Raw genomic sequence first — 23,518 nt, 5'->3', positions numbered from 1 at the left:
TGATTACTATTTATTGGATGGTGAGGGAAATAAAATGAAAAAAATTCCGGTGACCGTATTAAGTGGTTATCTAGGGGCAGGAAAGACAACTTTACTGAATCATATTTTAAAAACTAGCCTAGGATTAAAAGTAGCAGTGATAGTAAATGACATGAGTGAAATAAATATTGATAGCGAACTGGTCAAACAAGGTGGTCATATTTCTCGGGTAGAAGAGAGGCTTGTTGAATTGTCCAACGGCTGCATTTGCTGTACTTTACGTGAAGACTTACTTCAAGAGGTAGAAAAGTTGGCTAGAGCAGGAGATATAGACTATATTCTCATAGAATCAACTGGGATTAGCGAGCCTATTCCCGTGGCACAAACATTTTCATATATAGATGAAAATATGGGTATCGATTTAACTAAATATTGCCGATTGGATACTATGGTTACGGTTGTAGATGCGAATCGATTCTGGCATGATTTTCAATCAGGGGATTCCTTACTGGATAGAAAGGAAGCAGTAGGCGAGAGTGATGATAGAAATATTGCTGATTTATTGATAGATCAAATAGAATTTTGTGATGTACTCATTCTTAATAAATGTGACTTGGTAGAGAATGAAAACTTAAATCAATTAGAGAATGTATTACGTAAATTACAACCTGATGCTAAGCTGATCCGTACAGAAAATAGCCAGATAGATCCTAAACACATTTTGGATACTAGACTGTTTGATTTTGATAAAGCAAGCGCCTCAGCAGGTTGGCTTCAAGAATTAAATGAAGGGCATGCTGCACATTCACCCGAGACCGAAGAATATGGAATATCATCGTTTGTTTATGCAAGAAGATTGCCTTTTAATTCAGAGAAATTTTCAAATTGGATACATTCAATGCCTAAAGAAATCGTACGAGCTAAAGGGATTGCATGGTGTGCGACCAGAAATAATGTAGCTTTGCTATTTTCACAAGCTGGGCCATCAGTGACACTTGAGCCATTGTCTTATTGGGTTGCCTCTCTATCGGAACTGCAACAAGAGGAGATATTTAATAATGAACCCCAAATCCTTAAGGAATGGGATATTGAGTATGGAGATCGTCATACTAAGCTAGTCTTCATTGGGGTGGATATCAACACAAGAAAACTTACAAAAGAATTGGATGCGTGCTTATTAACGTTAAGTGAGCTAGAAAGCAACTGGGCAGGGCTTCCAGACCCATTTACTTGGAATGTATAAGATAAATCCGTTTATGAATAGGTAAGATTATATGATAAGTATTCAATTTTGCGGAAATAAGTTTATTTAAAATGAGCAAACATGAAAACCTGGTAAAAAGGAAAACAAAAGTTTGCATCAAATAAAGACATATTATTACTAACATATTTTAAAGTAACATGTTTATTAAGGAGTAGTTAAAAAAATGGCACAAGTAGAGGTAGTTATCATAAGTGGATTTCTCGGAAGTGGAAAAACTACTTTGTTGCAGAATCTATTAATGGATGAAAAAGGTAGCGGAAGAAAAGTGGCAGTTTTAATGAATGAATTGGGCGAGAAATCCGTTGATTCGGACATAATAGGGGACAAGGTTCCTCTACAGGAATTGTTGAATGGATGTATCTGTTGCACGGCTAAAGATGAATTGGAAATCTCTTTATTAACATTATTCCATATGCATCAACCTGATGTAATATACATAGAGGCATCTGGTGTGGCCCATCCTATTGAAATCCTGGATGCTTGTCTGTCTCCTGTCATTGCTGACCGTATATCCATACGCTCAATCAATAACAACGGTTGATGCAGACAGATGGTTACAAAGGAGCAGAAATAGCCCTCAACTGAATCGCTTATATGAAGAGCAAGTAAAACATGGCGATACCTTGATCATCAATAAAACTATTCGGTTAAGTAAAAAAGAATTACAGCAAATTAAAGCTGATTTAAAATCAATAAATCCAGGTGCAACTCTACATATAACTAATTTTTCGAACATATCATTATCAGGTATTCCTTATTCCAATCGTAATTCCATTTGTGAATTTGAGAAGTTGAATGTTCATCAACGTTTGCATATCCAATCATTAACATATACCTTTACGAATGAAATTAAAAAAACAGATTTTGAGAATTGGTTAATGAAACTACCTGATACAATTCACCGAATAAAAGGCTTTGTTCGATTCGAGGAAGAAAAAGGGAAAGTTAATCTATTCCAATATACATACGGGGTACCTTCTTATTATCCACAAGATATTGCTTTTAAAAATCATTTCGTTGTTAGGAGAAAATCTAGACAGTAGGGAAGTTTACTCTCAATTAAAAGATCTTGAAAATAAATATTAATAAGACGTGAACTTAAAAAACTTCTATATTAAGATATGAGCAGCCATAAAGTAGAATCACCAACTATGCGAAAAATCTGCTCATTTACAATATTGGAAGCCTGTTTTACGGTTTAATGTGGATCTTTTTAGGCGTGGACTATATTTCATCAGTACTAATCCGTCCGGGTTGTTTCTCTTGTTTTTTGACGTAATGAAATTACGGTCTCCTGTTTTAGTACATGTTAATTTTTACTACCTCCTAATAATCCTTTACATTACTCTATAATTGTTTTAAGATTTAAAACGTAATAATTACGATTTAAAAATAGAAACCTTCTATACTGGAGTGGGGATTGAAGGTTTTGCAGAAAAGCAGCTGAAAACTTGAAAAAGGAAAACGTAAGTATTTTAAAAGCAGCAGAAGGAATTGAGCTCCTAGACTCAACTCATTCTGACGAACATGAACATGATGGGAATAAACATACTCTTACGAACTTGAACACGAAAGCGAGGAAACACATTCTGATGATCACGAAGGAGGGGAAGGGGCAACTGAAGATCATGTGCATGAAGACGATGGCCATGACCACGGAGATTTGGTTCCATTGACCTTGCTAACAATATTAAAAATTCGTTAAGAGATATAATGCCAGAACATGCTTCAGAGTTTGAATCTAATTTTCTTCAATTAAAAAGCGATTTAGAAAAACTAATTCAAGATTTTAAATCAACCGTCGACAACTCCAAAACGAAGTATTTATTAGTATCTCATGCTGCATATGGATATTGGGAAAGTCGATATGGAATTGAAGAGATTGCTATTTCAAGTTTATCTACTTCACAGGTGCCTTCTCAGAAAGAATTACAAGAAATCGTTCAGGAATCAACAGAACATGGCGTCCATTATGTGATTTTCGAGCAGAATTTAACTCCAAAAGTTGCAGAGATGATTCAAAAAGAAATAGGTACGAAGTCTCTTACTCTTCATAATCTAGAAGCGATAACAGAGGAGAATATAAAACAAGGTGATGATTATTTTAGCATCATGAGAAAAAATCTAGAAACCATTCAGAGCATTAAATGAATAAAATCAAACATAGTATAAGAGAAAAAATATTTTACATAGCTAGAATCTAAAACTTTCATAACCCTTCCATCTTTTTGTGGCAAGGCTTTCTTTACTATTAGTCATGTGAATTTAATCGTTAAAGTTTGCTATATATTATTAAGTAAATCTTTCATTCATACTCTACAACTTTCTAATATATTTTATGGAAGAAGCACTACATTATATTTTAAGGGAGGTACCTATGATTCGGATTATTCGAGGTCATATGATAGATATAACCGGTATTATCATAATAGCGCTAGCTCTTTTCCTGTTTTCTTTCAGTTCTAGTATAAAAGATACCTTTGTTATTCCACCGTCATTGTTAAATTTAAATACTATTTTTCTAAGTATTTTAATAGAAGCCCTGCCCTTTGTTTTAATTGGCGTCCTCATTGCTGGAGTGATCTAAATCTTTGTTACTGAGGAACATATTCAAAGGTGGATACCAAAGAATAAAGTTATGGCTGTAATCATGAGCTGTATTGTAGGAGCGCTGTTTCCTGCCTGTGAATGTGGAATCGTCCCCATTGTTCGACGTTTAGTTGTAAAAGGAGTACCTATTCATGCTGCGATGGGTTTTATGTTAACAGGCCCTCTTATCAACCCGATTGTTATTGCTTCTACATATATGGCATTTGGAAACGATTTTAAAATTGCTGGATTGCGTATGGGGTTAGGTTTTCTGGTGGCTATAATGGTTGCCTTTGCTGTCAGTTGGATTTTTAAAGGCAATCAATTTAAGGATTCCATCATTTCTGTCTCAACCCATAATCACAGTAAAAATCAATCACTTTCCAATCGTTTTTGGTCGATGCTCACACATTCTATTGATGAGTTTTTTGATATGGGGAAATACCTGGTTATGGGTGCTTTTTTAGCTGCTTTTGTACAAACCTATATGCCAGCAAAATCCTTGTTGGAGGCTGGAAACGGTCCGGCTTCTTCTATATTTGTTATGATGGGATTGGCTTACGTTTTATCTCTATGTTCTGAAGCAGACGCGTTTATAGGAGCTTCCTTCAGCAGCATTTTTCCAGTTTCTTCAATCCTTGGCTTCTTAATTTTCGGACCCATGATTGATTTAAAGAACACACTTTTGATGCTGAGCGTTTTTCGATTTAGATTTGTTATGGTTTTGCTAGCATTGGTTGTTTCTATGGTGTTTATCACTTTAATGCTGCTGCAAAGCTTTTTATAAGGAGGGGAAAATCATGCAACTCCAATTTCAGCAAGCTGCTAGAGCTTTAATTTTACTAGCTTTTTCGGCCCTCATATTTAAGCTTCATTTCACCGGTGAAATTACAAAGTTCATTAACCCAAAATATGAAAGTTTAAGCCAAGTAGCTTCTGTAATATTTTTGATTTTGTTTTTTATTCAAATTACAAGGACATGGAAAGTAAAGAAAAGCAGCTATCATCATTGTGATCAGCACGACCATGACTGCGACCATAACCATGATCATGGAGATTCTTCTTTTAACACAAAAAAACTAATCTCGTATTTTATTATTGTGTTTCCATTACTAACTGGGTTTCTGCTTCCAGCCAAAGTACTCGATGCTTCTATTGCCAATAAGAAAGGGGCAATGCTGGCACTGTCAAACCAAAAACAAGCACCTAAAGAAGACAAAAATAAAGAAAACAGTAACCCTCCAGAAGAAATGGAAGAGAGTAACATAAATGGTCAGGCTAATCCCTCTATAGATGACAACCCTGTAGACCCAGCTCTTCTAGAAAACCAGCAGGAAGAAATCTCAGAGGAAGAATATAATCAACTGATACAACAGTTAGAACAAAACCAAAATATTGAGATGAATGACTATGTTTATGCAGCCTATTATGAAGAAATGAGTAAAGATATTAATAAGTTTAAGGGAAGAAAAATCGAATTAAAGGGCTTTGTTTATAAAGAAGATGGATTTGCTCAAAATCAGCTGGTGATTTCAAGATTTTTAATTACTCACTGTGTCGCAGACGCAAGTATTATTGGATTTCTTTCAGAGTTCCCAGAGGCTTCTTCCCTAGACAAGGATACATGGATCAAAGCAAATGGTGTAATAGAAATTACGACGTATAACGGGAAGGAGCTTCCTGTAATCAAAATTACTGATTGGGAAAAAATCAGTGAACCTATTGAGCCTTATCTATATCCGATTAGTGTAAAAATATTATAAAACATTTGCAAAAAGAAGCTGATTTCATCGGCTTCTTTTAATTTTATTTAACTTTCATAGTTTATGCAACTTGTTCGTCAATTGAAAAGTAGTTTCAATGTTAGAGTCTAATAAATTTAATTTCAAATAAAAACTGGGGGTAACCTCTTATAGGGTTTGCTCTCCATTTAGTGAGCTGATTAACCTTACGGCTAACCCCATAACAGGCATTTGTTCGGACTGCCTTCAGGCGGGCATATAGTTCATTCATGGTATTCCATATCAAACCAACCCTTTCCTATATCAGTTAATTTTTAAATGAGGTAATTAAATCCGCCGCTAATAGATTAGAGCCTCTTACTCCTTTCAAATATTTTAAACTTCCCTCATTTGACCAATCAATGTTAGTAATATTGGTTAAATTCTTAGAAATTTCAGTATTGTTCAATTGATTAGATGAGAAATTATAGTTCTCTGAAATAATAGTGTTTCCAGCAATGGATAGAGCATTTAAACAAACTATATAAGTTAGTCTATATTTTTTATAATCGCTCCATTGGATAGGCAATATATTTTTAATTTCATTAAAGTAATAGAGTGAAATATATAAAATTTTTTCTTTGGGTAATTCAGCTAAATCTGACTTTCTCGTCAATAATTTTTAAAAAATAATGGATGTTTTTGTAGTGTGATATGGTTTTCTTTATTTCTCTTACCAATAAGAGTTCCGATGCTGTAAAAAGGACTATCAGGATTAATAATAAGTTGAGTTGTAATCCAACTAAGGTTATCGTTGTTTCTCTTTAAATATCTGCTTAATGAACATCCAATTCCTTTAGCTTTGGTATTAATAATATCAAAAAATTTATTTTCTTCATCTTCATCTAAACAGTGAAAAGCTAGGAAGGGCACATATAACATCGCACTTGTTTCTTTTGTATTTACTCCGATTCCCCCTAATCTATGCTGACCATCCAGTAGTGAAGCTTTTTTTGCATATTAATCTGCCTATATTTTTAGAAGGATTTTATCATCTGCCTGAAAACCTCACTCTTCACCGAAGTTAAGCAATCATTTCATGCTTTCTACTATCAGTCCGGTAAAAACGAAGTCATATCTAGCCGATTGTGATAATTAAGGTATAATGATAGGGGAAAGATATTTTGTAACGGATTAGGTGAAGATGATCATGAAGCTAATCATTGCGGAGAAACCAGATCAAGGTTCAACGCTAGCGGCTCAATTTAAAACGAAAAAACAGCAAGGCTATATAGAAATCATGCCGAATGAACTTTTCCCCGATGGAGCTTATGTAACTTGGGCCGTCGGACATTTATGTCAACTTGTTTCGCCGGAAACCTATCATTCAAAATGGAAAAAATGGTCGATGGAAACGTTGCCGATGATTCCTGAGAAATTTCAATATGAAGTGACCCGGCAAAAGGCAAAGCAATTCAATGTTGTGAAGACTTTGCTTAGGAAACCGGAAGTCGATGAAATCATTCATGCAGGTGATGCCGGGCGTGAAGGAGAATTGATTGTACGCAATATCGTTAATCTATGCAATGTCAATAAACCGATGAAACGTTTATGGATTTCCTCTTTGACCCCGAAAGCGATTTATGAGGGATTCCAAAATTTGAAGAGCGAGGAAAAAACCAGGCCGCTCTATTATGAAGCGTATACGAGAGCTTGTGCGGACTGGGTTGTGGGAATGAATGCGTCGAGAGCGTATAGTATTTTATTGAAACAAAGGGGCGTTTCGGATGTGTTTTCAGCTGGAAGGGTTCAGACACCAACTCTTGCTTTGATAGTGAAGCGGGAAATGGAAATTGAGCAATTCAAGTCTGAGCCGTTCTGGGAAGTGTTCGCTGACTTCAAGATGGATGGAAAGAAATATCAGGGAAAATGGCAGCAGAACAATGATCCGAGAATAAAGACAAAAGAAATGGCTGATAAAATTGCTGCCTTTTGCAAGGGTAAGGAAGCTGAAATAGCGGAAATGGATACTGAAAGGAAAGAATTTCAGCCGCCTTTGTTATTTAATCTATCGTCATTGCAAGCTACAGTGAACAAGATTTATAAATATTCACCGAAACAGACGCTAGATATCGTGCAAAGTTTATATCAAAAAGGGATCGTTTCTTATCCACGTTCAGATTCCAATTACGTGACGGAGGGGGAAGCCGAAACATTTCCCGAAATCTTGCAAAAACTAAGCAGATTTTCAGAATATGAATCCCTGTTTCCTTTGCCACAACCGAACATCATAAATAATAAAAGGTTTGTAAATGAAAAAAAAGTGACTGATCACTATGCAATTATCCCGACGGAGCAGGTAACCGACCCGAAGCGGCTTTCCGCCGAAGAACGGAATATTTATGACTTGGTGGTACGCCGGTTGATTGCGGCTCATTATGAGAAAGCGATTTTCGATTACACCACCATTAAAACGCTTGTCGATAAGCGTGCGGAATTCATTTCTAAAGGCAAGCAGCAGATTCAAGAGGGATGGCGCAAAGTGATTTTCCAAAATAATGACAAGGATGATGATGATATCATTTTGCCGTCCGTTTCCAAAGGGGATACTGGAAATGTCGCCAATATAAAGGTGAAAGAAGGAAAAACCCAACCTCCTAAGCGCTATACAGAGGGTCAGCTGATCACTTTGATGAAAACAGCCGGAAAGCATCTGGATAATGAAGAGTTAGAAAAAGTTCTGATGAAAACCGAGGGTCTCGGAACCGAAGCAACTCGGGCTGGCATCATTACCATGCTCAAAGACCGTAAATACATCAATGTCAAAAAAAATCAGGTGTTTGCGACAGATAAAGGGAAAGTGCTGATTACTGCCATCGGGGAGAAAATCCTGGCTTCACCTGAAATGACAGCCAAATGGGAACAGCGTTTGAGGGAAATCGGTGAAGGAAAGGCTTCAGCTGGCGGATTTATGGAAGCTGTTAAAAAGATGTCAGCAAAAATCATCAGTGATGCCGTGGAATCATCGGAAAGCTGGGATTTTCAAGGGCTGGATACCGAGTCGATTCAACGGAGCGGCCCTAAAAAGAGAAGTTCCGCATCTGTGGGCAGCTGTAAACTATGCGGTTCTAAGATTGTCGATAAAGGGGAATTCTATGGATGTGTAAGTTATCAAAAAACAAAGTGTAACTTCACCATCTCCAAAAAAATTCTTAATAAGAAAATCAGTCAAGCAAATATAAAAAAGCTGTTGGCGAGCGGTGAAACGGATCTGATAAGCGGTTTTAAAAAAGGGGAAAAAACCTTTGATGCCATTCTATCGTGGTCCGATGCTGAAAAGAAGATCAGTTTTACATTCCCAACAGAACAAAACATCAAGCAAACTTGAGAAGAAACATCATTAAAGGCGCCCTGAGACTTATATCTTCTTGTTTCGGGGCCGTTAATATAGTAAAATTTTTAGATATGCGTTTGAATGGGAGGATTCCGAATGCCTACACCGAGCATGGAGGATTACATAGAACAAATTTATTTACTTATTGAAGAAAAAGGATATGCAAGAGTTTCCGATATTGCCGAAAATCTTTCCGTCCACCCATCTTCTGTTACAAAAATGGTACAAAAACTGGATCAGGAAAAATATTTGATATATGAAAAGTACCGGGGTCTGGTCTTAACCGCAAATGGGAAAAAAGTTGGTAAAAGGCTCGTATATCGTCATGAACTTTTAGAACAGATGCTAAGGTTGATTGGGGTCAAGGAAGAAAATATTTATCAGGATGTAGAGGGGATTGAACACCACCTTAGTTGGAATGCCATCGATAGGATTGGAGACCTGGTTGAATTCTTTGAAGAATCTTCTGACCGTGTCGAGGATTTACGTAAGATACAAAAAAGAAATGAAGAAAATTCAAAATAAGCTGCCGCTGGCAGTTTTTTTTATGTATTTGAAAATCACTAGGGGTCGACGTTTTAAAGGAGGATTTTTGAATTAAGAGCAGAATAGCTATAGGGAAGCCCCGGTCGGGAAAATATTTTTCAGGAAAATATTTAATTAGGGGGGTATATGGGAGGATTAATTTCAGATGAATTTACATACATGGCATAAAGAGTCGGAAAAGGAATGGGATGTTTTTGCACCTATGTGGGTGAAGAATTCGCAAGAAATGTGGGAAACGGGGAGTCGGAAAAACATCATTCCCTTCTTTTCTGAATATGTACCTTCGGGATTGAAGGTGGCTGACATAGGCTGTGGAGATGGAGTTGGTTCCTTGAAATTGGCCGAAGCGGGATTTAAAGTAACTGGAGTTGATTTATCCAATGTGATGATTGAATTTGCAAAGGGGAAAACCGCTCAACAACCAGGACTTTCTTTCCTGCAAGGGGATTTCTATAACCTTCCCTTCGAAGATGAAGAAATGGATGCGGCAATGGTCATTAATTCTTTGGAATATACGGGTGAACCCTTAACGGTGTTGAAGGAAATCCAACGGGTAATAAAGCCTGGAGGTTATGTCTGTTTTGGAATACTTGGTCCAACAGCTGAGCCGCGAAAAAAATTCAGCTTCCACCGGTTATTGGGAGATGAAGTCATCATGAATACCATGCAGCCGTGGGAATTTGAAAAAATGGCTTTAGAAACGGGATGGAAGGAAGTGGCTGATACCGGCGTAGCAAAGAGAGGGGTGGACTATACAAAGCTCGGACATTTTTCAAAGGAATTAAAGCAAGCTGTATCGTTCATGTGGCTTTTCCTCCTGCAAAAAGAGGTGGGGCAGTGATGGAGAAGTATCAAATCGATCAATTCGTTGAAAAGACGAAACAGCAGGATAAAGGGCAAGGTTTATTTGAACTTGAAACGGAACGAATCCTGGAGATTAATTTGGAAAAGAAGATTTGGGCAAAAATGGGAACGATGGTTTCTTATCGCGGCCAAATTAAATTCGAGCGGGAAGGTATTTTGGAGCATGGTTTTGGTAAACTCTTTAAAAAAGCCTTAACCGGTGAGGGTGCATCCCTGATGAAAGCGACCGGAAGCGGCAAGCTATACGTCGCGGATCAAGGGAAGAAGATTTCCATTTTAGAGTTAAATGGTGAATCGATCTGTGTTAACGGAAATGATTTACTCGCATTTGAGCCGGGGATTTCATGGGATATTAAAATGATGCGGCGCATTGCCGGGTTATTGGCGGGCGGATTGTTCAACATAAGGCTCGAAGGGAGAGGCATGGTCGCATTCACTTCCCATTATGAGCCTCTTACTTTAATGGTGGAACCTGGGAATCCGGTTTATACCGACCCGAATGCCACAGTAGCTTGGTCAGGGGAATTGCAGCCTGAATTCGTAACGGATGTTTCATTGAAGTCATTTTTTGGAAGGGGAAGCGGCGAATCCGTTCAAATGAAATTCGAAGGACAAGGATTTGTGGTGGTCCAACCTTTTGAAGAGGTATATTTCGGTAATAAGGAATCATGAAACAAACAACCTGAGTCAGATACTCAGGTTGTTTCCCATGATGATCGGATGTGTCTGCCATAAAAAAGCGATTCATTTCAAAGTGAAAGCTTCTTTTTTCTTACCCTTTCAATCCCACTCATAAGGGGTTGATTGGTAGACATAATAGTTCAGCCAATTCGAGAACATCAGGCTGCAATGGCTCTTCCAGCGGTGAAGAGGTATCCTGGTCGGATCGTTATCAGGAAAGTAATTTTCTGGGAGTTGCGTATTGATCCCGCGTTCCCTATCGCGCTTGTATTCTTCACCGAGGGTATCGGCATCATACTCGAAATGGCCGGTAACCATAATTCTTTTTCCATCAACTGAAGCAGCCATCAATACACCAGCTTGATCGGACTGTGCGAGAACCTTCAATTCAGGATGGTTAACTAATTTTTGATAATCAATATCCGTATAGCGTGAATGAGGGGCCATAAAATAATCATCGAATCCGCGGACTAGATTTTCATTCGGTTCAAGGACCTCATGAGTGTATACCCCGAAGCATTTCTCTGGAAGTTCGTACTTGCCTATTCCATAATGATGGTACAGGGCAGCTTGTGCCCCCCAACAGATATGTAGGGTGGATGTAACATTTTCACTTGACCAGTTCATGATGCTCTGCAGTTCTTCCCAATAATTAACGTCTGAAAACTCCAGCTTTTCCACTGGAGCGCCTGTAATGATCAAGCCGTCATATTTCTTTGTGCGAATATCATTAAATGATTTATAAAACTGATCTAAATGAAATTTACTTGTGTTCTTTGATTCATGTGTGCTTAAGCGCAGGAATGATATATTTACTTGAATGGGAGTATTGCCAAGAAAGCGCAGTAACTGGGCCTCCGTTTTTTCTTTCTCTGGCATTAGGTTTAAAATTAATATATTCAATGGACGGATTTCCTGATTGGTAGCTCTTTGCTCATCCATTACGAAGATATTTTCCTGTTCTAAAATTTCCCTTGCTGGCAGTTGTTCCGGAATTCTAATTGGCATGATTAGCCTCCTTCTTCAAAAATCATAATATTTTAATTATATAGAAAATTATTGAATAGAAAAGCTATTTTAATAATTTCTTGTAAATCCCGAAGGAAATGGCCTGGGAATGGTAAAATGGGAAGATCGGAATACATTAACTATGGAGAGGTGTTTGGAGATTGTTTGATCCTACAGCATTTGAAAACATGAAAGTGGTATTGGAAGGAGCGGTTTACGATCGTGACTTCATAGGGGATATATTGGTCATAAACCGTGATGATATAGTGAATCTCTCAACCATGTCCAGATCATATAAGATCGAGATGGAATTGAAAAAAACAAACGCGCCCATTTCCATTAGCGGTGCCATTGAGCTACACGCTTCCCTACATAACCTAAGTTCGGAGTTACTCGATGTAGCTATGGATGATACGCATTCAGGCTGCACGGTCAATATATTCATTTCTTTTCCTAAAAAGCTTGATGAAGTGAATGCTGAACAATTTATGAGTGACCTGGAAAAAATCTGGGGAGATCAGAGAATCATATCAGTGACGACCAGCGAAACGGTCAGTAAAAAAATGCAACCCATTACTTCTTCTATTTATAAAATTTCATTTGGAAGGCTTGTAAGAGAAGAGCAAATGGATGATTTGGAAGACATGGTAGAGTATTTGATTCAATCCATTCAAGCAGTGAAGATTCCTGGATGATAGGAAAAGGATTAAAGTTGGTAAACCTACCTTTAAATACGGTAAAATGAATCATCATACTAAAGGGAGAGATCATTCATGTCCATTTACGAATTTGAAGTCAATAAAATCAATGGCGAAACCATCTCGCTTGAGGAATATAAAGGGAAAGTGATGATTATAGTGAATACCGCAAGCAAATGCGGTTTTTCGCCACAGTATGATGATTTGCAAAGTCTGTATGTGCAATATAAAGAGGATGGGGTAGTCGTGCTTGGTTTTCCGTGTAATCAGTTTTTGAATCAGGAGCCTGGTGATGATCTGGAAATCGATTCATATTGCAAATTGAATCATGGTGTAACCTTCCCGATGTTTGCAAAAGTGAATGTCAAAGGAAAGGAAGCCCACCCCTTATTCAGCTATCTGACTGAAAATGCTCCTGGAGTGATGGGGTCCAAATCGATAAAATGGAATTTTACAAAGTTTTTGATTGATCGTAATGGAAATATCGTCAGCCGGTTTGCACCTAAAACAAAACCTCTGGAAATGGAAGAAGATATAAAAAAATTAATATGAAGTATGAAATCGAGTCCAACGGAAAGTTTCTGTTGGGCTCTTTTCTTGAGGTAAGATATTTATTGCATGCATCCGTTTTTAAAAGGGGACAGATGGTTGGGATATTGAATATAATAGAAGACACAAATGAGGGGGGAAACCATGGAACGAATTGCATGGGTAACAGATAGTACGGGAACTTTAGATGAAGAATTATCATTGAATGAACATGTATACATCGTTCCGATGGTCGTCATCATCGATGGGAAGGAATATGAAGATGGCGTCGACCTATTACCTGAGGAATTATACCGGCGGATGAGTGAGGAAAAAATCACGGCAACCACGTCACAGCCCTCGGTCGGCCGATTCCAGGAATTATATAAGGAGCTTGAAAAACGCTATGATCGAATCATAGCCGTACATCTTTCCAGTGAATTGAGCGGGACGGTTTCTGCGAGCAGGCAAGCTGCACAAATGGTTACGATCCCTGTTGATGTTTTTGATACTTTACTTATTTCCTTTCCAATGCTATTAATCTTGAAACGGCTCATGCATTATATTGAAAATGGCAATTCCATCAATGAAGCATTCGTCAAAACGAGAATGTATGCGGATAACCATGAGACCTATGTAATGATAGGCTCTTTAGATCAGCTGCATCGTAGCGGCAGGTTAACAAACGCACAGTATATTCTAGGAAGCCTATTGAGCTTTAAACCCATCATTTCAATTGAAAATGGTGTGCTTCATACTAAATCTAAACCTCGGAACCTAAAAAAAGCGGAAAAACAGATCTTCACTGATTTTCGCAGATCAGTCGAAGCGGGAACAGTAAAGGAATGCACCATATTATATGGTGGAGTGTCGGAGCAGGCACAAAAATGGAAAAAGATGATTTCCGAAGAATTCCCTCATGTGTTGATCCATGTATCCCCACTGGGGAGCGCCATCGGGGTGCATACCGGTGAACAGACGATCGGGCTCAGTTGGTTCAATGAAGATTAAAGCACACCATTATTGAGAACCATGGTAAAATAGAAAGGACATGGAGTGGTGAAATGAAACAAACGATGATTGAGTTAACGGAGAAGTATGTATATGACCAATTGAATTCTGATGCCAGCGGCCATGATTGGTTCCATATCGATCGTGTTCGTAAGCTGGCTTTACATATTGCAAAAGAAGAACGAGTAGGAAATGAGTTCATCATTGAAATGGCGGCTCTGCTTCATGATATCCCTGATGATAAACTAAACCAGGAAGCCGATGGGGGCTGGAAAAATCTTGATGCTTGGTTTGATGAAATAAAGTTGGATATTGATAGTGTTGATGCCATCAAACAGATCATCAATACAATTTCATTTAGTGCAGGGCAGATGAGGCTACCTTCGATAGAGGCTGAAATTGTTCAGGATGCGGACCGCTTGGATGCAATTGGTGCCATTGGCATAGCCAGGACATTTGCATTTGGCGGAAAGAAGGGACAGCTTATGTATGATCCTTCATTGCCCATTAGGGAAAACATGACCAAGAAGGAATACAGGAATGGCAAAAGCTCTTCCATTCATCACTTTCATGAAAAATTATTGCGCTTGCAAGACATGCTTAATACTTGTACAGCCAAGAAGATTGCTAGTGAAAGGCATGAATATATGGTAGGATTTTTAGAGGAATTTAATAAGGAATGGGATGTACGATTATGAAAGTTTTTAGCATGGAACATGTAATGAAAACCCAAGGGGAAAAGCTGCTTTTTAAAGATGTCTCTTTTTCCATTACCGAAGGGGAAAAAATCGGGATCGTTGGGATAAACGGTACCGGTAAATCGACATTATTGAATATCATCGCAGGGCTGGAAGACAGTGATTTAGGAACGAAGGATCATCCGAATGATTATACGATTTCCTATCTGTCCCAAGATCCGCATTTTGATGAGAAATTGACGATCATGGAATATATGTATGAAAGTTCAACTCCTGTATTTTCGTTGATTAAAGAGTATGAAAAGACGCTCATTGAACTTCAAGTGGACCCGCAGAATAGCGCAATACAGGACCGTTTGTTAAAACAGCAGCAGGATATGGACACGCTAGGCGCCTGGGATACAAGTGCCAATGCCAGAACGATACTGACCAAGCTTGGACTTCCTGATCATTCAAGGAGACTGGGGGAACTGTCAGGCGGCCAAAAAAAACGTGCGGCCCTGGCAAAAACCTTGATTGAGACCCCAGATTTATTGATTTTGGATGAGCCTACGAACCATCTCGATTTTGAAAGCATCACTTGGCTTGAAGAATATTTAGGTAAATATCAAAAATCCGTTTTATTTGTAACCCATGATCGATATTTCCTTGATCGTGTATCCAATAAGATTTGGGAAATTGCCCAGACCCAGCTTTTCGAATACAAAGGAAACTATGCGGATTATTTAGAATCAAAGGCCATTCGTGAAGAGAATGAATCGGCTGAAAGAACGAAAAAGGAAAGTCTATTCAAAAAAGAACTGGCCTGGATCCGTAAGGGTGCAAAGGCTCGGACAACGAAACAAAAGGCCAGGATCCAACGCTTCGAAACATTGGAATCAGGTGTAAAGGATAAGCAGAAAACCGAGAACCTGGAAATGGAATTAAGCGGTGCCCGTCTTGGGAAAAAAGTACTTGAGATGCAGGATGTATCTAAATCCTTCGGTGATCGAACCATCATCAACCATTTTTCCTTCCTCTTCAAACCAGGTGATCGAATTGGGATCGTCGGTAATAATGGCAGCGGAAAGTCAACCTTGTTGAATATCCTGGCAGGTAGGGAATCAATAGATGAAGGAAACCTGGAAAAAGGGCAAACCGTGAAAATAGGATACTATACGCAAGAAAGCGTCGATATGGATGAGAATTTGCGCATGATAGAGTATATTCGGGAAACGGCGGATTCAATCGCCCTTAAAGATGGTAGTTTCATATCGGCTGCGCAGATGCTTGAAAGATTCTTATTTCCAATGGGATCGCATGGGACGCCAATTCGTAAGCTGTCCGGTGGGGAGAAAAGGCGATTATATCTCCTTAACATATTGATGTCGGCACCTAATGTCCTGCTTTTGGATGAACCGACGAATGATTTGGACACGCAAACCTTGACCGTTCTTGAGGATTATTTAGAAACATTTTCAGGGGTAGTCATTACTGTCTCACATGATAGGTATTTCTTGGATAAAACGTGCCACCAGCTTCTTGTTTTCAAGAATAAAGGTGACATTGACTTTTATTACGGCTCATATTCAGAGTTCTTGGAAGACAAGACGGAAGAGGCTGTGCCAGTAAAAGCACCAGAGCCACAGATGAACCGGACCGAAAAGAAAAAGAAAAAACTGACCTATGCGGAAAGTAAGGAATGGGAAGAGATAGAAGGGAACATGGAGCAGGCCGAGCAGCGCTTGAAAGACATTACATCAGAAATGTCAGCAGCGGGAAGCGATTTTGAAAAAGTCCGCCTGCTTCTTGAAGAAGAAAAGGAACTATCGGATAAATTAGACCATTTGATGGAAAGATGGGCGTATTTAGCGGAAAAATTGGAAGAAGAATGAGCGTGGTGACTGGTCCAAGGAAGTAAACTTGGATCAGTCTTTTTTTTGCCAATCTCAATTGCATGAGAATCTGTTTGCGATGTGATAATATCTAGTACATGGAAACGTCTTGTTAAAGGAGAGAAATGCATTGAAAATTAAGTCGATAGAACCTACACCAAGTCCGAATACAATGAAAATCAATTTAACAGAAGAGCTATTAGCTGGTAAAAGCAATAATTATAAGAAAGATCAAGCTGACCAAGCACCCAAGCTGATAAGGGATTTATTTACGATCGAGGGAGTGAAAGGGGTATATCATGTTGCGGACTTCTTAGCCGTTGAGCGAAACGCGAAATATGATTGGAAAGATATCTTGGTCCAAATCCGTCAGGTCTTTGGTGAAAAAACCGAGGAACAAAATCAACAAGGGGCATTAAATGAACATTACGGTGAAGTAACTGTTGCCATTCAACAATTCAAGGGCATTCCGATGCAAATTAAAGCAAGTGATAGTCAACACGAAAAACGTTTTGCCTTACCGGAATATTTCATAAAGGGCATTGCCGCTGCCCAAAAAGAAGATGATAATGTAGTCCTGCTTCGAAAATGGAAGGATTATGGCGTAAGATATGGTGATATGGAAGATATCGTGAAGGAAGTATCGGATGAACTGATCGCAGCTTATCCGGAAGATCGAATTAATCGGCTAGTTGCAGCTGCACAAGAAATGGTCGATACGAAGGAAGCAATTTTGAAACGTCCAAAAATTAAACTGACTGCAGAAATGATGAATGATGAAAGTTGGGAAAAGCGTTATCAGGCTTTAGAACAAATGGAAGATCCTACGGTTGATGATATTCCAGTATTGGATATGGCACTCTCCGACAGTAAAGTCTCCATTCGAAGGCTCGCGGTAGTATACTTGGGTATGATTGAAGATAGAAAAGTGCTTCCGAGCTTGTATAAAGCCTTGAAAGATAAAAGCGCGGCCGTAAGACGTACTGCTGGTGATTGTTTATCAGATCTTGGCTTTGAAGAAGCGATGGGAGAAATGTCTCAATCACTTTCGGATAAAAATAAATTGGTTAGATGGCGGGCCGCGATGTTTTTATACGAAGTGGGAAATGAAACGACCCTCCCTTATCTTAAACAAGCGGAACAGGATCCTGAATTCGAAGTGGCCCTGCAGGTCAAGATGGCCATAGACCGTATAGAAAATGGCGAAGCAGCAAAAGGTTCGGTTTGGAAGCAAATGACAGAATCAAGACAAGCGAATGACAAGTGATTTGAAATGACCCAGGAAAAAGGCATGCGGCTGATATAATCCGTATGCCTTATTATTTTTTTAGGATCATTTCCAATCGTTTGAAAGGGGTTCCCCTGAGGTCGAATCTATAAATTGAAACTCTATTATTTTAGTAAAATGATTTTTGTAGATATTTAGTGAAGAATGGTTGCATTTGTCTATAAATATGTTAGAATTTTTAGAGTATACTAAAAATTATATTATTCTGAATCATTAAACATTTATCGGAAATTGGGGGTACAACAAATGTCTACATCAAATATGAGAAGTGACATGATTACAAAAGGGGTCGATCGAGCTCCACATAGAAGTCTGTTGCGGGCAGCAGGGGTTAAAGAAGAAGATTTCGGTAAACCGTTCATCGCGGTTTGTAATTCATACATCGATATCGTTCCAGGTCATGTCCACCTTCAGGAATTCGGAAAAATTGTGAAGGAAGCGATTCGCGAAGCGGGCGGTGTTCCTTTCGAATTTAATACGATCGGGGTAGACGATGGAATTGCAATGGGTCATATTGGTATGCGCTATTCCTTGCCAAGCCGTGAAATCATCGCAGATTCCGTGGAAACTGTTGTATCGGCACATTGGTTTGACGGTATGGTGTGCATTCCAAACTGTGACAAGATAACGCCGGGAATGATGATGGGAGCACTTCGTGTCAATATTCCTACAATATTCGTAAGCGGCGGACCCATGAAAGCAGGTAAAGATAAAAATGGTAAATCTCTTTCATTAACATCCGTTTTTGAAGGGGTGGGTGCTTATCAAGCAGGTAATATCAATGAAGAGGATTTGCAGGAGATCGAGCAAGTTGCATGCCCTACTTGCGGTTCTTGTTCAGGAATGTTCACAGCAAACTCCATGAACTGCCTGGCTGAAGGATTGGGACTTGCGCTACCGGGAAATGGAACGATTTTGGCGGTAGCCGAAGAACGTAAGGAATTCGTTAAGAAATCCGCTAAACAGTTGATGGAGATAATCAAACAGGATATCAAGCCTCGTGATATCGTGACGATTGATGCAATTGATAACGCATTTGCCTTGGATATGGCGATGGGCGGTTCGACGAACACCGTGCTTCATACGCTTGCATTGGCACATGAAGCAGGTTTTGAATATCCGATGGAACGCATAAATGAAATAGCTAACCGCGTACCGCATCTAGCGAAAATTGCACCGGCATCCGATTACCATATTGAAGATGTACATAATGCCGGTGGTGTAAGTGCCGTCATTAATGAGTTACTAAAAAAACCAGGTGCGTTTAATGGAGATTGCCTTTCTGTCTCAGGTAAGACGCTCCGCGAAAATGTTGCCGGTTGTGAAATATTGGACAAGGATGTAATCCATCCATTGGATAATCCGCATTCTGAGCGTGGCGGGCTTGCGGTATTGTTCGGTAACCTTGCTCCTCAAGGCTCCATCGTAAAAGTGGGCGCCGTTGACGCATCAGTTGGTGGCTATCACAGGGGTCCGGCCATTTGTTTCGATTCCCAGGAAGATGCACTTTCCGGAATCATTACCGGAAAGGTTAAAGAAGGGGATGTAGTGGTCATTCGTTACGAAGGGCCTAAAGGTGGGCCGGGAATGCCGGAAATGTTGGCACCCACTTCCCAAATCGTCGGGAGGGGACTTGGAGCGAAAGTCGGTTTGATCACTGATGGCCGCTTTTCAGGAGCATCGCGAGGCATCAGCATTGGTCATATATCCCCTGAAGCAGCTGAGGGAGGTCCGATCGCCTTTGTTGAAGATGGAGATATCATCGAATTGGATTTGAATAATCGTAAAATCCAATTGGAAATTTCCGATGAAGAATTCGAAAAACGCAAAGCCAACTGGAAAGGCTTCGAGTCAAAGGTCAGGACTGGCTATTTAGCACGGTATTCCAAACTTGTGACGAATGCCAGCTCAGGCGGAGTGATGAAAGTTTAAGTTTAAAGGGAAGACTAAAACATGGTGGCAGAAGGAAACTGGATTCTGTCACCATGTTTCTTTGTGAAGAAACATGAAATTTTACAAAGCTTTAAGCGTCATTTTTGCATATGCACTGAAGAATATAGTATCATTATACTAATTGAAGAATTGTAACCAAGGAGGTTTTTTTATGTCGATGGCATATGATGAATATATGAAACAAATGGTGAAACCAATGCGTGCGGAACTGGTGCAGGCAGGTTTTGATGAGTTGGAATCCGCTGAAGCTGTTGAAAACTTTATGGAATCGGTGGAAGGTACGACACTTGTGGTTGTGAATTCAGTTTGCGGCTGTGCTGCCGGGTTAGCCCGTCCAGCTGCTACTCAAGCCGTACTCCAAGCGGACAATAAGCCAGATCATTTGGTAACTGTATTCGCAGGCCAAGATAAGGAAGCGACAGCTAAAATGCGCGAATACTTCGATGGAATAGAACCTTCTTCACCATCCATGGCTCTTTTAAAAGGCAAAGAGGTTGTACATTTCATTCCTCGCCATGATATAGAAGGACAGCCAATGGAAGCCATCATGGAAAATTTATTGGCAGCGTTCAGTAAGTAAATAAGTGATGAAGCGGAATGTCCTGGAAACAGGGCATTCTTTTCAAATTTTAAGAGAGTATGAAGGGGTAGGATTCATGTTTGTCACAACAGTAGGAAGAGCCGATAAAGAAACGATGATATTAGCCAAAAGGTTAGCTGAAGAATTGCAAATCCCCTTTATAGCAAGAAGAAAACGATCGGTGAAAGATATCCAAGCGGAACATAATGAAGATGATTGCCTTGTTTTTGGTAAAAAGCGGATGGAGTTATATCGATATCAGGAAAAAGAACCATTCTTTTTTCATCCGAACCTGGCGATGATCCGTATAAAAAGAATAATGCGCGGAGAAAGTGATCCATTTCTCATTGCCGGAGATATAAATGAAGGGAACGCTGTGCTTGATTGTACCTTGGGATTGGGCTCTGATGCGATTGTCGCAAGTTTCGCGGTGGGTGATCATGGACGGGTTGTCGGATTGGAAGGAAATCAATATTTGGCCTTGCTCGTGGACCGTGGAATGAAAACATGGGAGGATGCAGAAGAAAAAATGATTTCTGCGATGAGAAGAATAGAGGTCAGGCAGGGTGACCATTACGAAATATTGAAAACATTGCCGGATAATCATTTTGATGTCGTATATTTCGATCCCATGTTTGAAGAAACGATTCAGGAATCGAATGGTATCAGGGGACTGACTCATTTTGCGGATGGTAAGGATCTATCGGTTGAAATAATGAAAGAAGCCAAGCGGGTTGCGCGCAATAGAGTCGTGTTGAAAGACCATTACCGCAGCTCCCGCTTTGAGGAATTTGGATTTGAGGTACTAAAAAGAAAAACATCCAAATTCCATTTTGGCTTCATTTCTATCCAGTGATCACGATTTATAATCTGTTTCGTCCAGACCCATGGCACAGCCTTCCCGGCTTGAATCGGCAGCGCCATAGTTCGAGCCATCAGGGTTGATTTGAATCGCTTGGACATTCCCTATTGAGTGGGGAACTTCATTAAAGGCGAAGCCCATTGCTTCCAAGTGGCCTTTGCTAGTCATATCCATTCCAGGCTCCCATTCAATATGAGGACCCATCGGAGTGAAAATTCTAGGTTCTTCGATGGCTGCTTTCAAATCCATTTTTAAATCGAGTACATTAATGATCGTTTGTACGACTGAACTGATGATGGTTGGTCCTCCTGGTGACCCTAAGGTCAAGATCGGCTCGCCGTCTTTAAAGATGATGGTCGGGCTTTTACAGCTGACTGGGCGTTTATTGGGCTGCACTTCATTCATGCCGCCAGGAATGGAATCAAAATCAGTAAGTTCGTTATTCAGCATGAAACCATAGTCCGAAACCATAATGCCTGATCCGAATGGATGTTCCACTGTAGAAGTGCATGCTGCGATATTACCCCATCTGTCACGGACTGTGAAGTGCGTCGTTTCACTGATCTCTTCTTCATTAGGTTGCGGAATGACTTCCCTTTGTTGCACGGAATCATAAATCCAAGGGTTTCCGAAGTCAATGGCATTATTTCTTGACTTGAAATTAATGAATGAGCGGCGTTTTGCTATATACTCATCATGCATGAGACCCGCCAATGGCAATTCGGCAAATTCGGGATCAGCGAGAAATGCTTTTTTATCTGTAAATGCCAGACGCATCGCTTCTGCGATTAAATAATATTTTTCCCAAGAACGGGCGTCATATTGTTCGATTTGGAAGCTTTCCAAAATTTTCAGGATTTGAATGACCGTGAATCCGCCGGCACTTGGCGCATTTGATGAAGCAATTAAATAATCCTTATAAGTCCCATACATTGGTACATCGATAGTAGCTTTATAGCCCTTTAAATCAGAAAGCTCCATGAACCCTCCAAGTTCTTGTATGCAGGAAATAATGCCCTCTCCGATTTCACCTTCATAAAAAGCGGAAATTCCTTCACGTTGTAATATCCGATAGGTATTCGCCAATTTTTCTTTAATCAGCAAATCGCCATCCTGATAGGGTTTTCCGTTTGGTATGAAGAACTTACGCGCTTCATCGCCCAATCGATATTCAAAGTTTTTAAGAGCATCGCATAGAACCCAATTGACGGGAACTCCTTTTTCAGCAAATTCAATGGATGGCTCGATAAGTTCTGCCAATGGCTTGCTGCCATTTTCGGCGAGTGCTTCATCCATAGCTTTCAGTATTCCAGGAATGCCAACCGCTGTTGCTTTGATAGATCTCTCTTTAAAAGGGATGACTTCCCCTTTTTCATCAAGAAACATGTCTCGATGTGCGGCTTTAGGTGCCCTTACATGGCCGTCGTATATTTTCGTTTCCTTATCTTTTGCATTATATACCATAAGAAAACCACTTCCGCCGATACCAGTCATCATTGGTTCAACAACATTTAGGGCAAATTGGATGGCGACGGCCGCATCGACAGCATTTCCACCTTCACGTAATATTTTTTCCCCTATTGAAGTTGCAACAGGATGAGCCGTAACGACCATTCCGGAGCTCCCTTTCGCAGTTTCCCTTTTGTAATCCTTATCTTTTACCTTCTCATTGTTGTTTTCCAAAATGATTCCTCCATTATTCAGTCCTTTTATCTGCCAAAAAGGTAAACTTATGTTTGAGTGAAAAGAAAACCTTGTCATTGTAGAAAAATGACAAGGAGATTTTTCGTAGGTATTCATTTATTCTTAATCAGCAAATGATAAATATACGAAAAATGCTAATGTTACAAGACATAAAGCCACCATGGCAGTCGAAGCCATATAAGACCCCTCCTTAAAAAGACTTGAATCTAATTAATTTCTCCAAAAATCGTCAAAATCCTTCATTTAAATGTAAATTTATTGATATTTATTAAAAAG

Annotated in this window: 21 protein-coding genes and 2 pseudogenes; 20 read left to right on the top strand and 3 right to left on the bottom strand. The window is 39.5% G+C overall.

Translation table 11 applies throughout. The features are described from left to right. Positions 1-34: 34 nt before the first annotated feature. From NYE65_RS01400 to NYE65_RS01390, 3 genes are all read left to right on the top strand, one after another. Positions 35-1,222 (top strand): GTP-binding protein, encoded by a 1,188-nt coding sequence (locus NYE65_RS01400; RefSeq protein ID WP_340859594.1) that lies wholly within the window; start codon positions 35-37, stop codon positions 1,220-1,222. Positions 1,223-1,406: 184 nt separating this feature from the next. Beyond that, the gene (locus tag NYE65_RS01395) at positions 1,407-1,784 is read left to right on the top strand and encodes a CobW family GTP-binding protein (protein ID WP_340859593.1); all 378 of its coding nucleotides are present in this window, start codon (positions 1,407-1,409) and stop codon (positions 1,782-1,784) included. Continuing rightward, entirely contained in the window at positions 1,708-2,286 is a 579-nt protein-coding gene (locus NYE65_RS01390) for a GTP-binding protein (protein WP_340859592.1), read from the top strand. The genes NYE65_RS01395 and NYE65_RS01390 overlap by 77 nt, the downstream gene beginning before the upstream one ends. A gap of 123 nt (positions 2,287-2,409) precedes the next feature. On the opposite strand, the pseudogene rpmG reads toward NYE65_RS01390, so the two are convergent. Then, positions 2,410-2,556: pseudogene (rpmG, locus tag NYE65_RS01385) on the bottom strand (50S ribosomal protein L33); the annotation flags it as partial. Between the two features lie 138 nt (positions 2,557-2,694). Between rpmG and NYE65_RS01380 the strand changes: the two are divergent. From NYE65_RS01380 to NYE65_RS01345, 8 genes and pseudogenes are all read left to right on the top strand, one after another. Continuing rightward, positions 2,695-2,919: a hypothetical protein gene (locus NYE65_RS01380; protein ID WP_328178459.1), complete on the top strand. Its 225-nt coding sequence runs from the start codon at positions 2,695-2,697 to the stop codon at positions 2,917-2,919. Then, positions 2,915-3,394 (top strand): metal ABC transporter solute-binding protein, Zn/Mn family, encoded by a 480-nt coding sequence (locus NYE65_RS01375; protein WP_328178486.1) that lies wholly within the window; start codon positions 2,915-2,917, stop codon positions 3,392-3,394. The genes NYE65_RS01380 and NYE65_RS01375 overlap by 5 nt, the downstream gene beginning before the upstream one ends. Positions 3,395-3,620: 226 nt before the next feature. After that, positions 3,621-4,619, top strand: a pseudogene (locus NYE65_RS01370) (permease). A gap of 13 nt (positions 4,620-4,632) precedes the next feature. Continuing rightward, positions 4,633-5,595 carry a TIGR03943 family putative permease subunit gene (locus tag NYE65_RS01365; protein ID WP_340859591.1) on the top strand — a complete coding sequence of 321 codons (963 nt, stop codon included), beginning with the start codon at positions 4,633-4,635 and terminating at the stop codon, positions 5,593-5,595. A 1,168-nt stretch (positions 5,596-6,763) separates the two neighbouring features. After that, entirely contained in the window at positions 6,764-8,941 is a 2,178-nt protein-coding gene (locus NYE65_RS01360) for a DNA topoisomerase III (protein ID WP_340859590.1), read from the top strand. Between the two features lie 102 nt (positions 8,942-9,043). Further along, a complete protein-coding gene (gene mntR, locus NYE65_RS01355; protein WP_034307593.1) occupies positions 9,044-9,472 on the top strand; it encodes a transcriptional regulator MntR in 429 nt (142 codons plus the stop codon). Positions 9,473-9,638: 166 nt separating this feature from the next. Next, positions 9,639-10,334, top strand: a complete 696-nt coding sequence (locus NYE65_RS01350; protein ID WP_340859589.1) for a class I SAM-dependent methyltransferase — start codon at positions 9,639-9,641, stop codon at positions 10,332-10,334. Beyond that, positions 10,334-11,029 carry an AIM24 family protein gene (locus NYE65_RS01345; RefSeq protein WP_328176890.1) on the top strand — a complete coding sequence of 232 codons (696 nt, stop codon included), beginning with the start codon at positions 10,334-10,336 and terminating at the stop codon, positions 11,027-11,029. Before NYE65_RS01350 ends, NYE65_RS01345 begins: the two co-directional genes overlap by 1 nt. Positions 11,030-11,137: 108 nt before the next feature. Here NYE65_RS01345 and metA read toward each other — a convergent pair whose 3' ends face one another. Beyond that, positions 11,138-12,046, bottom strand: coding sequence for a homoserine O-acetyltransferase MetA (gene metA, locus NYE65_RS01340; RefSeq protein ID WP_057277307.1), 909 nt, complete (start codon positions 12,044-12,046; stop codon positions 11,138-11,140). A gap of 161 nt (positions 12,047-12,207) precedes the next feature. Between metA and NYE65_RS01335 the strand changes: the two genes are divergently transcribed. From NYE65_RS01335 to NYE65_RS01295, 9 genes are all read left to right on the top strand, one after another. Beyond that, a complete protein-coding gene (locus NYE65_RS01335; RefSeq protein WP_328176891.1) occupies positions 12,208-12,741 on the top strand; it encodes a hypothetical protein in 534 nt (177 codons plus the stop codon). A gap of 78 nt (positions 12,742-12,819) precedes the next feature. Beyond that, a complete protein-coding gene (locus NYE65_RS01330; protein ID WP_034307586.1) occupies positions 12,820-13,296 on the top strand; it encodes a glutathione peroxidase in 477 nt (158 codons plus the stop codon). A 141-nt stretch (positions 13,297-13,437) separates the two neighbouring features. Then, on the top strand, positions 13,438-14,283 hold the full coding sequence (locus NYE65_RS01325) for a DegV family protein (RefSeq protein ID WP_098864245.1): 846 nt from the start codon (positions 13,438-13,440) through the stop codon (positions 14,281-14,283). Between the two features lie 53 nt (positions 14,284-14,336). Further along, a complete protein-coding gene (locus NYE65_RS01320; RefSeq protein ID WP_340859588.1) occupies positions 14,337-14,981 on the top strand; it encodes an HD domain-containing protein in 645 nt (214 codons plus the stop codon). After that, positions 14,978-16,855, top strand: a complete 1,878-nt coding sequence (locus NYE65_RS01315) for an ABC-F family ATP-binding cassette domain-containing protein (RefSeq protein WP_340859587.1) — start codon at positions 14,978-14,980, stop codon at positions 16,853-16,855. The genes NYE65_RS01320 and NYE65_RS01315 overlap by 4 nt, the downstream gene beginning before the upstream one ends. 130 nt (positions 16,856-16,985) lie before the next feature. Beyond that, positions 16,986-18,122, top strand: a complete 1,137-nt coding sequence (locus tag NYE65_RS01310; protein ID WP_340859586.1) for a conserved virulence factor C family protein — start codon at positions 16,986-16,988, stop codon at positions 18,120-18,122. A gap of 282 nt (positions 18,123-18,404) precedes the next feature. Then, complete coding sequence (gene ilvD, locus NYE65_RS01305) at positions 18,405-20,075, top strand: dihydroxy-acid dehydratase (protein WP_034311212.1); 1,671 nt, start codon at positions 18,405-18,407, stop codon at positions 20,073-20,075. A 172-nt stretch (positions 20,076-20,247) separates the two neighbouring features. Continuing rightward, entirely contained in the window at positions 20,248-20,676 is a 429-nt protein-coding gene (locus tag NYE65_RS01300; protein ID WP_057277313.1) for a BrxA/BrxB family bacilliredoxin, read from the top strand. 76 nt (positions 20,677-20,752) lie between these two features. Further along, entirely contained in the window at positions 20,753-21,532 is a 780-nt protein-coding gene (locus NYE65_RS01295; protein ID WP_340859585.1) for a class I SAM-dependent methyltransferase, read from the top strand. On the opposite strand, the gene ggt is transcribed toward NYE65_RS01295, so the two are convergent. Further along, the gene (ggt, locus tag NYE65_RS01290; protein ID WP_268591202.1) at positions 21,533-23,221 is read right to left on the bottom strand and encodes a gamma-glutamyltransferase; all 1,689 of its coding nucleotides are present in this window, start codon (positions 23,219-23,221) and stop codon (positions 21,533-21,535) included. Positions 23,222-23,518: the final 297 nt, after the last annotated feature.

Source organism: Peribacillus sp. FSL R5-0717 (assembly GCF_038002945.1).
In the GTDB taxonomy this organism is placed as follows: domain Bacteria; phylum Bacillota; class Bacilli; order Bacillales; family DSM-1321; genus Peribacillus; species Peribacillus frigoritolerans.
This window is presented reverse-complemented; position numbering and strand designations above follow the sequence as displayed.